The following is a 15,176-nucleotide window of genomic DNA, read 5'->3' as shown; positions in this document are numbered from 1 at the left end:
AGGCCACCAGGCTCACTTACCCTCCCGGGCGAGCCGCACCGCGTGCTGCATGGACGTGACGAGGAAGACGCCCGAGAGCGCGACGGCGAGCACGATGCCGATCACGTCAAAGGGCAGCAGGCTGCCGGCGATCGGCGTGAGGAACCAGCCTTCGGCGAGCATGATGGCGATGTTCACGATGACGATGATCGCGCGCATCTCGGTGGGGCCGACCGTGCCGAAGCTGATCTTGAAGACGCCATCCACGGCGGTGCGGACGTAGACGTGCACGCTCATGAGCAGGTAGCCGATCATGGCGAACGCCGCGATGTCGAGACGCAGGAATGGCGACATGCCGATGCCGATGATGGTGAGGAACTCGGTGATGGCGTCCACCGTGTGATCGATGTAGAAGCCGAACTTGGGCCGCTCGATCCTGCGGTAGCGCGCGAGGGTGCCGTCGAGGCTGTCCCCCACCCAGTTCACGAAGAGGCCGACGCAGGCGAGCAGCAGCCACAGCACGTTCTGGCCCGAGAGCCAGTAGCCGGCGAAGCACATGAGCGAGCCCACAACGCCAAGTCCCGTGAGGACGTCGGGCGTCACCCACGCGGGTGAGTGCGCGGCCATCCACTGCAGCGCGGGCCGCTCGAGCGGTCCGAGGAGCATCTTGTTCACGCGCGTGTGCTGCTTGATGTCGCTCATGTCGGCCATGCAGGTCTCCTCGTCAGTCAGGAACTTCGATGTCCGGCCACACCACATGCGGCATCGCCCACTGCCGCGGGTACTCGGCGATCCAGCGCTCCGCAGGCGCCAGGCAGCGCTCGGCGTTAGTGAGCAGGACCTCCGGGGTGGCACGCCCGGTCTCCAGCGGGATCGGATCGGCCGCAAGCAGTCGGTATCGTCCGTCGGGCATGCGCGGTGCGGTGAACGGGATCACCGGCACGCCGGCACGCATGGCGAGCCGAACGTGCAGCAGCGGCAGCGGCGAAGGGTGGCCGAAGAAGCGCGGCTGCGCCTTGTCGGGTTCGAGCAAGGGCCGATCGAGACCGGTGAGCACCGAACCCCCGGCCTCCAGCCGGCGTGCGGCAGCCTTGAGCGACTCGAGTGAGACGGGCGTGACCTCGAACCCCATTTCAGCGCGCACGTCGTTCTGCCACTCGTAGCCGCCGTTGGGATCGGGCACCGACAGCACTTGCATGCGCCACCCGGCCCGGCCGAGCGCGCGGCCGATGAGATCGAAGTTGCCCAGGTGCACTCCCACATACACGAACGGTCCGTCCGTGCGCTCGCGCTCCACGAACTCCTCGAACACCTCGTCGTGGATGACGATGGCCTCCTCGGCAGCCTCGCGGCCGAGCACGTGATAGAGGTCGTAGAGGAAACGCCCCATATTGCGGACGTTCTCGCGTGCGGCCTCATCGAGCGCAGCCCCGCTGAGCGTCTTGCCGGACACCACGTACTGGTTCGATCGGGCGGCGCGCGAGAGCTCCGAATCGGGATCGGCCATCATCCGGGAGGCGACCAGCGGTACTGCCGCTTCGGCGGCACGCCTCGGCAGCGCGCGCGCCGCACCGAGCGCCAGGCGCATCCCCGCGCGTGTCTTTGAGAGCGAATCGAGCATCGTGGCGAGCCCCTTTTCCGGCGTCTGACAAGTGTACCAGCACCACCCGCAGTGCTACTCTCGGCTGCAACCGGCAGCGGAGGAGACGCCTGTGACCGAGCAGACCGCCAGCGTGCGCGTGGAGGAGATTCCACTCGGCGACCCGCGGATCAAGGACTTCGTGGGGTTCCACTGGAACCTCTACCATCTGAATCCCTACTGGGTGCCACAGCTCGACGCCGACCTGCTCGGCAATCGTCTGCTCGGCATGAAGGGGCTTCTCACGCCCGAGCACCCGTACCACAAGACCGCCGACACCACGCACTTCCTGGCGTACCAGGACAGCGGCGTTGTGGGGCGCGTTTCGGTGTCCGTCAACCACCGCTTCAACGAGTACTACAACAGCAAGATCGCGTTCTTCGGCTTCTTTGAGTGCTTCGAGGAGTATGCGGTCGCCGAAGCGCTGCTCAACGCGGCACGCGCGTGGGCGAAAGAGCATGGGGCCGAGGTGCTGCGCGGGCCGGGCGAGTACGGCAACGTGACCCACGAGCGCCAGGCGTGCCTGATCGACGGCTTCGACCAGGACGTGTTCGTGGAGCATACGTGGAACCCCAAGTATTACAGCGAGTTCATCGAGCGGTACGGCTTCGGCAAGGTGATGGACTACCACGCGTACCTGATCGACGTGACCGCGCCGCTTCCCGACCGTATCGAAACCCTGGCCGCTGCCGTGCGTAACCGCAGTGCGATCGAGACCCGCGCGCTCGACATGTCGAGGTTCGAAGAGGAACTCGCCATGGTGATCGACATCTACAACCAGGCGTGGGCTCAGAACTGGGGCTTCCTCCCCATCCAGCAGTACGAGGTCGACGCACTCGTTGAGGCGCTCAAGCCGATCATCGATCCGGGACTCGTGCGCTTCGCGTTCCTCGACGGCAAGCCCATCGCCGTCCTCGGCGCGTTTCCCGATCCGAACCAGGCGCTGCAGCCACGCTGGAAGTGGTACGGCGACTCGGACTACACGCGCCTTGCCAGGATGTTCGCGACCCGCCGCAAGCTCGACCGCGTGCGGCTCATCTTCTTCGGCATCGTGCCCGGCTACCGGCGTCACGGCGCCGACGCGCTGCTGTACAGCGAGGTGCTCGAGTACGCGCGGCCGAAGGGCTACAAGCAGTGCGACGTCTCGTTGCTGCTCGAGGTGAACGACCTGATCATCCGGGCGGCCGAGTCGATGGGCGGCCATCGCTCCAAGACGTGGCGGATCTGGGACCTGCCGCTGTAGCGTGGACGTCCTGCCGCCGGGTCACATGCCGAGCGCGCTCCGGACGCCGTCGCGGTACTGCGCGCCCACCGGCACCAGGTCGCGGCCCGAGGTGTCCATCTCGAGCGCGAGCGTCGAACGCGTAGGTTTGCGCACGCCAAGCACGCGCGCGGGGTTCACGAGGTACGACCGGTGCGTGCGCAGCAGCTGCGGGCGCAGGCGCTCGGCAGCGGTCGTCAGGCTCTCCGAGAGGATGTAGCGGCGTTCGGCCACATACACGTAGCAGAAGTTGTTCGCCGCCTGCACGTATACGACATCCCGCAGATCGAGCAGCACGCGGCTGCGGTCAGCGGCGTCCACGGCCAGCCGCAAAGCCTCGCTCGCGCCCGCACGCCGGAGCAGAGCCTGGATGCGCAGCAGCAACTCCTGCTTGTTGGGCGGCTTGACCATGTAGTCGTCGGCACCAAGGGCGAGCCCCTTCAGCCGGTATGCCACGGGGTCGTGCGCGGTGAGCATGAGCACCGGCGTGGTGCGAGCGGCCGAGTCTGCCCGAAGCATATCGAGCACCTCGAAGCCGTCCCGGCCGGGAAGCGCGAGATCGAGCAGGATGGCGTCGGCTTCGTACAGCTCGGGGGGCAGCTCGTCATCGGCGAGCGCCGCGAGCGTGAGCACCCGGTACCCGGCGTTGCGCAGAACGGCCATGGCCCACTGGCGGAAGACCGGGTCATCGTCGATGACGAGTATGGTTCGCGGCTGACGCTCGCTCATGCGTTCTCCCCGACGCGTTGCATGCAGGTGCGGCTCCATACTAGTACGGACTCGACCTGACGTGGACACACCCGGGCAGCGCCGTCACAATCGCGGCGGAGGGTCACGATGCTGACAAAGCTGCTTGCACGCCTACGAGTCCGGCACGACGTGCCCGCGGCGGATCTCGCCGGGGAGCGTCAGGCGCCCGCGCCCGAACCGCACGATGAGACCGGGGCGCAGGTCCCCGAGGAGATCGAAGCGCTTCTCGAGCAAGTGAAGCTCGCCTACGAACAGCAGAGTCGTCTCATCCGCGGCATCGGTCACGACTTCAAGTCGCCGCTCGCCTCCATCCTTCGTTCGAGCGAGGCGCTCGCCGCTGGCGAGTTCGGCCCGATGGAGCCCGATCAGGCGGAGACGTGTCGCCTCATCGCCGAATCGGCACGCAACCTGACGGCGATCGCGCAGGCGCTCTACGCTGTGGGAGATGCCGGCGAGAACGCCGCGGCGTTCGAGCATGCGGCGATCGACGTCCGGGAGGCGCTGATCCGTACCGTGGACGCTCACCGCTCGGCGGCGAGTGCGAAGGGGCTGGACCTCACCCTCGAGTTCGCCGACGAGGGCCCGCTGCCCGTGTGCGCCGCGCAGGGCGCGATCGAGCGCGTCCTCGGCAACGTGCTCCACAACGCGGTCAAGTTCACGTTCGACGGCAGTATCCGGGTGACGTGTGCACGCGATGACGAGAGCGTGGAGATCGCGGTCGAGGACACTGGCATCGGCATCCCGGAAGACGAGATCGAGACAATCGGCACCGAGTTCGTTCGCGGCAGCAACGCGGACGACGTCAGTGGCTCAGGCGTGGGGCTCGCCGTGACGCAGTATCTGCTTCAGCGCGCGGGCGGGAGTCTCTCGCTCACCAGCACGGCCGGCACGGGCAGCCGCTTCGTCATCCGACTTCCCCTCGCCGCGGACGAGTGTGAGAAGCGCCTGTGATCGAGTACTCGCCTGCGGCGCTCGCACGCTATGTCTACATCGCCTCCGGCCTCGTCGCGGTCTACGGCATGGTGCTCGCCCGGCGGCACATCCGCGCGCCCGGCAGCCGATGGCTCGTGCTGCTCGCCGGCATGAGCGCGGTGTGGATGTTCGCCAATGCGCTGACCCACATGCCCCTCTCGGTCGAGGCACGCACTATCTGGGCATATGTGAGCGCGATCGGCGTCTACCAGGGTGCACTCTGGTTCCTGTTCGCGCTGGAGTACTGCATCCGTGGCTTTCGCGCGTCGCGAGCACTCACTGCCGTGCTGCTCGTCGTGCCGGCGCTGCTGATGGTCGCGGCTGCCACGAACCCTCTCCACGGGTGGTTCTGGACCTCCATAGCCCTTGATCCTCAGACAGACATCCTCATCCTCACGCGTGGGCCGCTTTACACCGCCACGATCATTCTGGGGGTGGCGGCGTTCGCACCGGCAACGCTGCTGTTCGTCATCGCGGCCTATCGCAGCCGGGGGCTCTACCGCACGCAGAGCATCGCGCTCGTCATCGCACTCGTGGCGCAGATCGCAACGTACAGCGTCTTCATGTCCCTGTCCGAGTGGCCACCGGGCCTGTATCCGGCGATGTCCACGGGCGTGGCGATGGGAGTCGTTGCGTTCGCCATCGAGCGGCTTCAGTTCCTCGCGGCGGTCCCGGTCGGCCGCGCCGAGATGTTCGACAGCACGCCCGACGCCCATCTCGTCTTCGATCTGTCCGGGCGGATCGCCGACGCGAATCACGCCGCACGGGACCTGCTCGGCGCAGCCAACCCACAGGATCTGCAGGGACTCCGCCTCGAAGAAGCGCTCACGGGGTGGTCGGGCCTCGGGTTGCTCGGAGCCGGCGGGGCAGGAACGCGGGGCGAGGTTACTGCGATGCTCGAGACCCCGGCCGGACGCCGTATCGACGCGCGCGCCTGGCCGCTGCGCGACGCCAGCGGCGGCATGGTCGGCACCGCAACCGTGCTCCGGGATGTCACCGACGTCGAGCGCACGAGGATTCGGCTCGAGGAAGCGACCTCATCGGTGGCCTCCTGGGTGCAGGAGATGAACGCCGTCGAGGAGTTTGTCTCTCGCTCGCGCAAACGGCTGTGACCGCCGCCGCCATGGTATACCCAGGCGGTATCAGGTAGCCTTAACGCAGCTTTCGCACTCCAGACAGCATCGTTCACCATTTCGACCTGCTGAGCGCGTTGAGTGGCCTGATGTTCGCATCGAACATTCACTCAAAGGCAATTGGAGTGGGAAGCCCCTGAGTCAGGCGGGGCGGATGTGGCCGCGGGGCCGCCATCGACTCCAGGCGCACGGGAGCGGGGAATGCGACAGCACGGTACACGACGGCATGTCCGGCGTGCCGTGTCGGCTGACCACGGCCGGCGTGGCGTGGTTGCGCGCACCCTCATGGTGGTGACGCTCCTCGCGAACCTCCTGGTGCTGCCCTCGCCCGGCGCCGCATTCACCACCACAACCATCGCGATCGACGGGGACTTCAGCGACTGGATCGGGGTGCGCGCCGACCCGGACAACGTGGTCGCCGATACCCAGCTGCCCGACGACCCCGACTGGCCGGGGCAGCCGGACCGCGACGTCTACCTCGTGGGTACCACCTACGACGAGGAGTATCTCTACTTCTCATGGCGACGCACAGCGGGCGGCACGAAGGCGATCACCTTCGGCGCGTATCTGGACTACGAGGGCGACGGCCTCCTGCAGGACGGTGACAAGGTCGTCGTCTGGACGGTCTCGACCGGTGGCCCCTATGCGTCATACGCCAACGGTGGTGCGGAGATCCTCCACTACCACCAGGCGCACAACAATCAGGGCGTTCTCTACCATCCCGAGGGCGACCCGATGCGCGACACGCACCGAATCGGCGTGCCTACAGGCGACGGCGAGACCCCTGACGGTTACGCGGGCAAGGTGCACGGCTACGACGTGCCGCTCAAGACCATGGACGGGTACCTCTCGCCCAACGGCGATGGCATCGAGTGTGAGGCGCGCGTGGCGTGGAGCGACCTGGGGGTGGAGCCCGGGCACCCGTTCGCGGTCCACTTTGCCGCCGGCAACGGTTCATCGTGGGGCGTGAGGAACAAGCCGAGCGTCACGTACAAGAGCATCGGTGGCGGCCGGTATCTCGAGGAGGATCGCGGCCAGGTCGAGGACAACGTCGAGCCGATCATGTACATCCTCAATCGCGGCGTCACTGTGTCTCCCGATAACAGCGGCGGCGGCACGGCAGGCTCCACCGTGACCTACACGCACACCATCACCAACAACGGCAACGTCACCGAGACGTTCGACCTTGCGGCACTCTCGTCGCTCGGCTGGAGCGTCACGATAACCGATGCGGGCGGCACCCCGGTCTCGAGCGTCACGCTTGCCCGGGATGCGAGCACGACCGTGCTGGTGAACGTGACCATCCCCGGAGGGGCGATCAACGGCACCCAGGACGTCACCACGCTGTCCGCGACAGCGCAGTCCGACCCGGGCGTGAGCGACTCGGCTACCGACGCCACGCGCGTCGGGCTCGTGACGGTCTCCCCTGACCAGGTCGGCACGATGGCACCGGGGCAGACGATCGAATACACGTTCACCGTGCAGAACAACACCGGGGTGTACGGCGTATTCGATCTCTCCCGCACCTCCACACTGGGCTGGCCGAGCACGATGACGGATGCGCTCGGCAACCCGATCAGCACCGTCGCGCTGAATGCGGGCGAGTCTGCCATCGTGAAGGTGCAGGTGACCGTACCTCTGAGCGCGAGCACCGGCGACCAGGACATCACGCGACTGCGCGCCACGATGCAGGGGAATCCCGCGGCCACGAGCAGCGCGACCGGCACCACCACCGTGGCGGACGGACTCTCCATCACTCCGGAAAACTCGGGGTTCGCCGGCGCCAACACGTTCGTGCAGTACACCCACACCATCACGAACAGCTGGCCGATCGAGCGCGACGTGACCCTCAGCTATGTCTCATCGCAGGGGTGGCCGGCCTCCTTCTTCGCCGCAGACGGCGTCACGCCCATCACGCAGGTCACGGTCGGCCCCTACGGAGACACCGAGGACATCATCGTCCGCCTCCAGGTACCGGCAGGCACCCCGATCAACACCGTGGATGACACGATCGTCACTGCCACGACCACCACGGGCGGCACCACCTACACCGACTCGGCCACCGACCGTACGACCGTGCGCGGCCTCTCGACCTTCGCCGATGGCGGCTTCGTCAACCAGGAGGACACGTTCGTCCTCGGCGGGACCATCTACGCCAAGGCGACCGGACTAGACCCCGGAAGCAACGTGTACTTCGAGTGGCGCGACGGTGCAGGGAACCTCGTACGTACGAGCTCGACCCGCAAGGTCGACACCCAGGGCGCCGCGTTCGACGAGTACACCTCCCTCGAGGGTCAGCTGCCCGATGACGACTGGTCGGTTGCGGTCTACACCTCGGGGGGCACGCTGCTCGAGACCGTGTACTTCACGGTCACGTTCGACGCCGAGATCACCGCGCTCTCGGCCACCGACGCGCCGAGCGTGGGCGACGAGGTCGAAATCACCTCATCGGCGGTCAACCACAATACCTCGGCGATCACCGACTCGCTCATGACCTACCTCATCTGGTGGGACTCCAACGGTAACGGCGCGTTTGGGGCGGGCGACGTCTACATCGGCCCGAGCGGGGGGCCGGTAACCTGGGACGGCCTGGACCCGATCGACCCCACGCACACCACCTACGACATCGACGTGGCAGGCGGCGGCACCTGGACCGAGGCCGCACCGTGGACGGTCAGCAACTCGCTCTTCCCCAACCAGGGGACGTACCGCGTGACGGCGGTCTGGCGCACCCAGGACGGCATCGAGATCGACCGGAAGACCACCGAGTTCTACTCGATCCCCACCCTCGGCTGGCCGCTCTTCGGCCTCACCATCGGCGGCGCGGCATGGGCGCTCTGGCGCCGCCGGCGCGGCGAGGGTGGTGAGCAGCAGTGGATGTGAACATCGGCCTGCTGATCCTCGGAACGCTCGCGTGGGCGGGCCTCACCCTCGCCCTTCGGCGTTCGCGCCGCTGGCTGACCTTCTACCTCACCGGCGGCCTGGGCTTCGTGCTGGTGGTGCTCTTCTGGGCATCCTTTCTCGGCTTCGACACCGCACTCGAGGCCCTCGAGGCGCGCCAGGCCGTGGGCATCGCCAACTTCACGGGCATCGCGCTCTCCCTGCTCGGCAAGACCGGACTCGCGATCCCCAACCACACCGGCTGGGCGGTCTTCGATGTGGGCATCGAGTGCTCGGCGCTGCTCGAGATGTCGGCGATCATCGGACTGGTGGCGTTCTATCCGGCGTTCAGCGCAGGCCGGAAGGTCTCTTCAGTGCTCATCGGCACGGCCGTGACCTACGCCGTGAACATCGCGCGCATCATGTTGATCGTAGTGCTCATCAACGCGTTCGGCACCGACTGGGTTTTCGCCGCGCATGCGGTGTTCGGCCGGGTGCTCTTCTTCGTCGGCACGGTGGTGCTCTACTGGTGGCTGATCACCCGACCGACCGTGAACTGGATCGGCGCCGACCTGCGCGAGGCGATCGCCGATGAGTAGCATCTGGACGTTCCTGCTCATCTGGGGCGTGTGGCTCATCACGCCGGTGCTCGTGGACGGTGCCGAGGCGCTTGCGCGCCTCATCCGCGTGTCGGCGCGCAAGCGCGAGCGCGCGAAGGAGGAGCCGGTCCACTACGACGACCTGCCCACCGTGAGCGTGATCGTGCCGGCGCACAATGAGTCCGCGGTCATCGACCGGTGTCTCAACTCGGTCAAGGCGCAGGACTACCCGCACGACAAGCTCGAGATCATCGTCATCGACGACGGCTCGACCGACGACACGGCCGACCGGGTGGAAGAGCACGTCAACGGCAACCACCACTACGACGGCAACGGCCACGGCACGTTCCTGCTGCGCGGCACGCCGATCCAGGTGGGTCCATACAGGGGAACGCTCGCGCTCATCAAGAACGGGCACCAGGGCAAGGCACACGCGCTCAACGCCGGCATCGCGGCCAGCTCCGGCGACATCATCGTCAACATCGACAGCGACGTGGTGCTCGCCCCCAACGCCATCCGCGCGATCGCCGTCGCATTCGTGCGCAAGCCCGAGATGGGCGCCGCTACCGGCAACATCGAGATCGACTGGGAAATGCTCGAGGCGCGCGACCGGGATGGCAACCTGCTTCTCGACGAGAACGGCGACATCGAGACGATGAAGCTCGGCCCGATGCAGAGCTTCCTCGCCCGCTCGCAGTTCCTGGAGTACCTCGCGTCTTTCGACCTCGGCCGGCGCGCGCAGTCGCTCTCGGACACCATGTACACGCTCGCGGGTGCGTGCTCGGCGTTCCGGCGGAGCATGGTGGGCGCCGGCTTCTCGTACGCCAACACCACGGTCTCCGAGGACACGCTGCTCACCTTCGACCTGCACCGCAAAGGCGTGCACATCGGCTTCGTCGAAGACGCGCGCGTCTACCTCGAGCCGGTGGTGGAGTGGGACAGCCTCTACGCGCAGCGGGCCCGGTGGTCGCGCGGTCAGATGGAGGTCTGCGGCCTCAACCAGGACATGATCGGCACCAAGAAACACGGCCGACTTGGCCGCTTCGCGCTGCCGAAGATGCTCGTCTTCGACCACACCCTCGCATTCCCCCGTCTCATCTGGGCGCCACTGCTGCTCTTCTTCCCCCTGCTCGGGTACCCGATGCGGGTCGTAGCACTCGCTGCAATCGGGATGTACATCTTCTATCTGGGCCTCGAAGTCGTGAACACGCTTGCCGTGTTCTCGTTCAGCGACGAGCACACGAAGAACCGGATCGAACGCAGCCTGTGGGCGCTCATCGGTCTGCCCTTCTACCGGTTCGCGGTGTTCCACTTCCGCTTCTCGGGATTCCTCGTTACGCTCACGGAGAAGCAGCAGTGGACCATGCCCGGCCCCGTGCAGCAGACCACGAAGGACTTCCGCCGTCTCCAGCTGCGGTCGATCGAGATCGCGACGGGCCTCTTCGGTATGTTCCTGGCGTCATGGATGCGCACCGTGCGGATCGTGACGACGCTCGTGGCACCACTGCTCTTCGGGTACGTGCTCATCGTGCGCTGGTTCGACACGGTACGGAGGAGCGGCTAGGTGCGGCCCGTGAGGCGGCTCAACCGCCCCACGCGGGATGGTGCGATCACGCTTTCGGCGGTCGCCCTCATCGCGGCGGCGGTGATCACGTTCAAGGTCATGGCGTCCACCTCGACGGGACCGGGATGGGACACCTACGCGTTCCTTGCCAACGCTGCCGAGTTCGCGGGCAAGGGCTACGGCTACACCGAGCTGCACCGTCCCCCGGCGCTGTCGCTGCTCACCGCTGCGGCGTTCGCGCTCGGCGCGCCGCTCGAGGAGTGGGTCATCCAGTGGATGGATGGCCTCCTCAGCTTCGCCGGCATCATCGCCTTCTACCTCATCGCGCGACGCCGCTTCCGGCCGCTGCTGTCTGGCGTCGGGGCGCTCATGTTCCTCGGCGTGGCGCCGCTGTGGGCGTACCTGGGCAGCGGCTACACGGACTTCCCGTCGGTGGCGCTCTCGATGTGGCTCTTGTGGTCATGCATGAAGGCCACCGAGGACAGTCCGTGGTGGTATCTGCTCGCCGGACCCCTGTTCGTCGCGGCCACGATGACCCGGTACACGGCACTGCTCGCGCTGTTCCCCGCGCTCATCTGGGTGGCGCTGCGCTGGCGACCGTTCCATCAGGCGAAACAGATCGCCGGGGGCGTCGTCCTCGCGATCGCAAGCTACCTGCCGGCCGCACGCTTCTACGCCGAGCGCTTCGGTGACGTGCTCTTCCCATTCATCCTCGCCTTCGGGGTCTCTGAGAACATCAGCGCACCTGACGGTGAGGGCGCGGTGCGGTCCTCCGCGATGTGGTACCTGACCGAACTCCCGGGCCATCTCGCAGGTGAGAAGCTCGTCTTGATGGGCGTGCTCATCTTGCTGGTCGCGTTCCTGGGCACCTTGCTCGGCACGGTCTCGTTCCTGCGCACTCACAAGCCGAGACCATCACGACTCCTGATGGCGGTGCTCCTCACGATACCTGCGGTGCTCGCCCAGATCGCGGGTGGCCTCGTGACACGCCAGGTCACGATTGCGATCGCTGTCTACGCGATCTGGCACGCGCTGGCGCCCTACGAGGAAGACGAGCGGGGCCGACGCGTGACAGCGTCCTCGGCACCGCTCGCGGCGATGCTCGCGTGGCTGCTCATCTACTTCGACGCGTACGGACACCAGACCGTGCAGGTGGCCCGCTACCTCGTTGCCATGCTGCCCGGCCTCGTCTTTGTGATTCTCTACGGCTGGCAGATGTTCATGGTCGACATCCGCCGCACGCTCACGCGCGAGGAGGACGTGCCCGAGGATGCCGGGATGCGCGCATGGCTTCGGTTCGGCGCGCCTGTGGGACTCGGTGTGCTCGTGGCGATCGCGATTGCGGCTGCCATGCTGGGTACATCCAGCGAGGCGAACCGCACAGTCCAGGCCGCGCGCGAAACCGCGCTGTGGCTCTCGCATCAGGACGGGATCGCCGAGGCGGCGGTCTTCTCGGACGTCTGGCCGCTTACGGCATGGTATGCGCGCATCCCCGCGCGACCCATGCCCTTCTACAACGACGACGAAGCCCGGCAGCACGCGCTCGACAAGGTGCCGGTCGACTACTACGTGACGCTGCGCAGCCGCACCTTCGATGGGTTCGAGGCCGTGCAGACCGGCGGTGGCGCCACGGTGCTGCGGCGCGTCGAGTCGGCCCCCGAGGAACTGCCGCACGTGCTCTACCTCGGCAAGGCGTGGGACAACTACCTCGAGACGGTGACCGGATACACCTTCTACCTCGACGGCGACTCGGGCCGCTACGGCTGGGAGGGCACGGCGTTCCTGGACTCGATGACCGCCGAGGAACTTGCCGCCTACGACGCGGTGGCGGTCTACGGCGTGCGCTGGCGCGAGCGCGCCGACGGCGAGGCGGCGCTCCTCGACTACGTGCGCAACGGCGGCGCGGTGATCATCGACGCCTCCGAGAACCTCGGGGAGCTGCCATACGACCTCGCGAACACCGTGATGTTCGACACGGTGATCCGCAGGCAGGAGATGGCCGAGAACGCATCGATCGAGGTCGGCGACGCACTCGTGGAGCTCGAGCCACGCCTGTCCGGGATGGATGCAAGCCCGTTTCTTGATGAGGACGGATCGCCCTGGTACGGCGCCGACTACACCACCCTGCCGGGCACCTCGGAGATCAGCGTGCTCGCCACCGTCGGCGGGCGGCCGGCGGTAGCGATGCGTCAGATCGGCAAGGGCCGTGTGTACTGGATCGGCTACAACCTGGTCTGGCACGCGTTCCTCACCGAGAACACCGACGAGCAAGCGCTCATCGCCGCGGTATTCGAGGATGCTCTGGGAGACCCTGATGCGCCGTAAGGTCGCAGGCTACGCGATCCGCCTCGTCCTCTCGCTTGCGGTGCTGGGCGCGCTTGCCACCCGGGTCAGGTGGCGCGATGTGCCCGAAGCCTTGAGCGTTGCCGACCCCGCGTGGATCACGATCGCGCTGGGGGCGCTTGTGCTCGGCGCCACCGTGCGCATCACGAGCTTCATGCTGCTCACCAACCACAGTGAATCACTGGTCACCTTCCCCCAGGCCGCCTACCTCACGCTCGTCGGCAGCGCCGCGGCACTGGTGATGCCGAGCTGGACGGGCGAGCTGTTCAAGGCACACATCGCGGGCAAGGCGCTCGAGGCACCCGAGCATCTGGTCGCGAGTTCTGTGATCGACAAGCTCACCTCGCTCGCCGCTGTGAGCGCGATGGCAATCGCCGGCGGTCTTGCCGCTGGCAGCACAGCGCTCGCAGCGGTGGCGGCGGCGCTGTGCGCGGTCACCACGCTTGTGATCTTCATGCCACGGCTCATCCCCTGGCGGTTGGTGACGCGCGTGGTCGCCGTCCGCGCTGATGTGAGCGACGAGAAGATCGCCGCGGCGATTCAGGTGCCTCGCACCCTGCTGTTGGGCGTGCTCGCGCTGTCCGCGATGGGTTGGGTGCTGACGTACGCGATGGTCTTCGCGATCTCGCGCGCGATGGGCGCCGAGATCTCCCCGACCGCGATGCTCACCATCGGGCCGCTGATGACGCTCGCCACGCTGCTCCCAATCTCGCTCGCGGGCATCGGCGTATCGCAAGCCACGCTCGCCGCCATGCTCGTGGCGCACGGGGTCGCCGCGCAGACCGCCGCGCACGCGGCAATCGGCCAGCTCGGGCTCACGCTGCTCCCGCCGCTCGTTGGACTCGTGCTCTACGCAACCGTCGGCGAGCATCGCTGGGCGGCGGGCGCCGTCGGCGAGCGCTCGGTCACCATGCTCACCACCGTCTTCCCGCGTCATGCCGGTGACGGTATGGGCACGTTCATCGATTCGCTTGCACGCGCTGTGGCCAAGACGGGATGGTGCGTCACAGTCGTGGCGCCGCACGCGGCCGGCCTGACCGAGCACGAAGACCTCGGCGATATCGAAGTCCGTCGTTTCCGCTACCTTCCGCAGCGCGCCGAGGTGCTCGGCTACAGCGCACTCGGCATCCCGCACGTACTGCGCAGCAACCCGGTCGCCGCACTCGCCCTGCCGATGTTCCTCATCGGCCTGGGCCGCGCCGCGCGCCAGGCCGCGCACCGATCGAGCGTGCTCCACGCGCACTGGGCACCCGTCGGCGCGATCGCCGGCCTCGCAGCCGGACGCCGCACGCTGCTGGTGCTCTCCCTCCACGGCACCGACGTGGCACTCGCCGAGAGGGGCGGCGTATGGCGGTTCGCGCTGCGGTTCGCCTGCCGCCGCGCCACACTCGTCCTCCCCGTCTCCCAGGCGATGGCCGAGGCGGTGCGGCGTCTCGTCCCCGACCTTCCCGCCGATCGCGTGCGGGTCGTGGGTAACGGCATCGACCCGTCGCTGCTCGAACGCGTCGTGCCGGAGGACGAACGCAGCGGCGTTGCGTTCATCGGCCGTCTCACCGAGGCCAAGGGCGCGTTCGACGCCCTGCGCGCGCTCGCGCTCATTCCGGGCGGCGCGCGGCTCACACTCGCAGGCGCTGGCGACGCGCACGCGATCGAGACACTGGTAGACGAGCTTGGCCTGCCGGGGCGGGTGCACATCCCTGGCCCACTCCCACACCCCGAGGCTCTCGAGGTCATCGCACACGCAAGGGTTCTGGTGCTGCCCAGCCGCTCGGAAGGCTTCTCCGTGGTGTCGCTCGAGGCCGCTGCACTCGGCACGCCCGTCGTCGCGAGCGGCGTGGGCGCGATCGCCGAGATCCTCGGCGGAAGCGACTCCCTGCACGCCCCGGGCGACGTGCCGGCGCTGGCCCGGCTGCTCGACCGGGCGCTCACCGACCGCGAGTGGGCTGCGGGACTCGCAGACCGCGCACGACGCTCGGCGGCCGAGCGGTACACCTGGCCTCTGGTGGCGCGTGAAGTGGCCGAGGGCTACGACTTCATCGCGGAAGCGGGGCGGTGA

The 15,176-nt window shown here is 67.5% G+C and carries 11 protein-coding genes; 8 read left to right on the top strand and 3 right to left on the bottom strand.

Annotated elements, in window-relative coordinates; genetic code table 11:
- Window positions 1–12 precede the first annotated feature (12 nt).
- Window positions 13–690, bottom strand: coding sequence for a CDP-alcohol phosphatidyltransferase family protein (locus Q7W51_11355; protein MDO8848970.1), 678 nt, complete (start codon window positions 688–690; stop codon window positions 13–15).
- 13 nt (window positions 691–703) lie between these two features.
- On the bottom strand, window positions 704–1,600 hold the full coding sequence (locus Q7W51_11350) for a lysophospholipid acyltransferase family protein (GenBank protein ID MDO8848969.1): 897 nt from the start codon (window positions 1,598–1,600) through the stop codon (window positions 704–706).
- A gap of 91 nt (window positions 1,601–1,691) precedes the next feature.
- Between Q7W51_11350 and Q7W51_11345 the strand changes: the two genes are divergently transcribed.
- On the top strand, window positions 1,692–2,861 hold the full coding sequence (locus Q7W51_11345) for a hypothetical protein (GenBank protein ID MDO8848968.1): 1,170 nt from the start codon (window positions 1,692–1,694) through the stop codon (window positions 2,859–2,861).
- Between the two features lie 21 nt (window positions 2,862–2,882).
- On the opposite strand, the gene Q7W51_11340 is transcribed toward Q7W51_11345, so the two are convergent.
- Complete coding sequence (locus Q7W51_11340) at window positions 2,883–3,608, bottom strand: response regulator transcription factor (GenBank protein MDO8848967.1); 726 nt, start codon at window positions 3,606–3,608, stop codon at window positions 2,883–2,885.
- 108 nt (window positions 3,609–3,716) lie between these two features.
- Between Q7W51_11340 and Q7W51_11335 the strand changes: the two genes are divergently transcribed.
- From Q7W51_11335 to Q7W51_11305, 7 genes are all read left to right on the top strand, one after another.
- On the top strand, window positions 3,717–4,580 hold the full coding sequence (locus Q7W51_11335; protein ID MDO8848966.1) for a HAMP domain-containing sensor histidine kinase: 864 nt from the start codon (window positions 3,717–3,719) through the stop codon (window positions 4,578–4,580).
- The gene (locus Q7W51_11330; protein ID MDO8848965.1) at window positions 4,577–5,713 is read left to right on the top strand and encodes a histidine kinase N-terminal 7TM domain-containing protein; all 1,137 of its coding nucleotides are present in this window, start codon (window positions 4,577–4,579) and stop codon (window positions 5,711–5,713) included. The genes Q7W51_11335 and Q7W51_11330 overlap by 4 nt, the downstream gene beginning before the upstream one ends.
- 222 nt (window positions 5,714–5,935) lie before the next feature.
- A complete protein-coding gene (locus Q7W51_11325; protein MDO8848964.1) occupies window positions 5,936–8,617 on the top strand; it encodes a hypothetical protein in 2,682 nt (893 codons plus the stop codon).
- Complete coding sequence (locus tag Q7W51_11320) at window positions 8,608–9,213, top strand: archaeosortase/exosortase family protein (protein MDO8848963.1); 606 nt, start codon at window positions 8,608–8,610, stop codon at window positions 9,211–9,213. The genes Q7W51_11325 and Q7W51_11320 overlap by 10 nt, the downstream gene beginning before the upstream one ends.
- A complete protein-coding gene (locus Q7W51_11315; GenBank protein ID MDO8848962.1) occupies window positions 9,206–10,777 on the top strand; it encodes a glycosyltransferase in 1,572 nt (523 codons plus the stop codon). The genes Q7W51_11320 and Q7W51_11315 overlap by 8 nt, the downstream gene beginning before the upstream one ends.
- Window positions 10,778–13,102: a glycosyltransferase family 39 protein gene (locus Q7W51_11310; GenBank protein ID MDO8848961.1), complete on the top strand. Its 2,325-nt coding sequence runs from the start codon at window positions 10,778–10,780 to the stop codon at window positions 13,100–13,102.
- On the top strand, window positions 13,092–15,176 hold the full coding sequence (locus tag Q7W51_11305; protein ID MDO8848960.1) for a lysylphosphatidylglycerol synthase domain-containing protein: 2,085 nt from the start codon (window positions 13,092–13,094) through the stop codon (window positions 15,174–15,176). The genes Q7W51_11310 and Q7W51_11305 overlap by 11 nt, the downstream gene beginning before the upstream one ends.

It is taken from the genome of Coriobacteriia bacterium (genome assembly GCA_030652115.1).
Classification (GTDB): Bacteria; Actinomycetota; Coriobacteriia; order Anaerosomatales; family Anaerosomataceae; genus UBA6100.
The sequence above is the reverse complement of the archived record's forward strand: the minus strand, read 5'-3'. Positions and strand labels throughout refer to the sequence as shown.

What these genes read in the sequence shown, in the direction of transcription:
- Q7W51_11340 (MDO8848967.1), bottom strand. Translation starts at nt 3,608, where the DNA reads ATGAGCGAGCGTCAGCCGCGAACCATACTCGTCATCGACGATGACCCG.
- Q7W51_11350 (MDO8848969.1), bottom strand. Translation starts at nt 1,600, where the DNA reads ATGCTCGATTCGCTCTCAAAGACACGCGCGGGGATGCGCCTGGCGCTC.
- Q7W51_11315 (MDO8848962.1), top strand. Translation starts at nt 9,206, where the DNA reads ATGAGTAGCATCTGGACGTTCCTGCTCATCTGGGGCGTGTGGCTCATC.
- Q7W51_11305 (MDO8848960.1), top strand. Translation starts at nt 13,092, where the DNA reads ATGCGCCGTAAGGTCGCAGGCTACGCGATCCGCCTCGTCCTCTCGCTT.
- Q7W51_11355 (MDO8848970.1), bottom strand. Translation starts at nt 690, where the DNA reads ATGGCCGACATGAGCGACATCAAGCAGCACACGCGCGTGAACAAGATG.
- Q7W51_11335 (MDO8848966.1), top strand. Translation starts at nt 3,717, where the DNA reads ATGCTGACAAAGCTGCTTGCACGCCTACGAGTCCGGCACGACGTGCCC.
- Q7W51_11325 (MDO8848964.1), top strand. Translation starts at nt 5,936, where the DNA reads ATGCGACAGCACGGTACACGACGGCATGTCCGGCGTGCCGTGTCGGCT.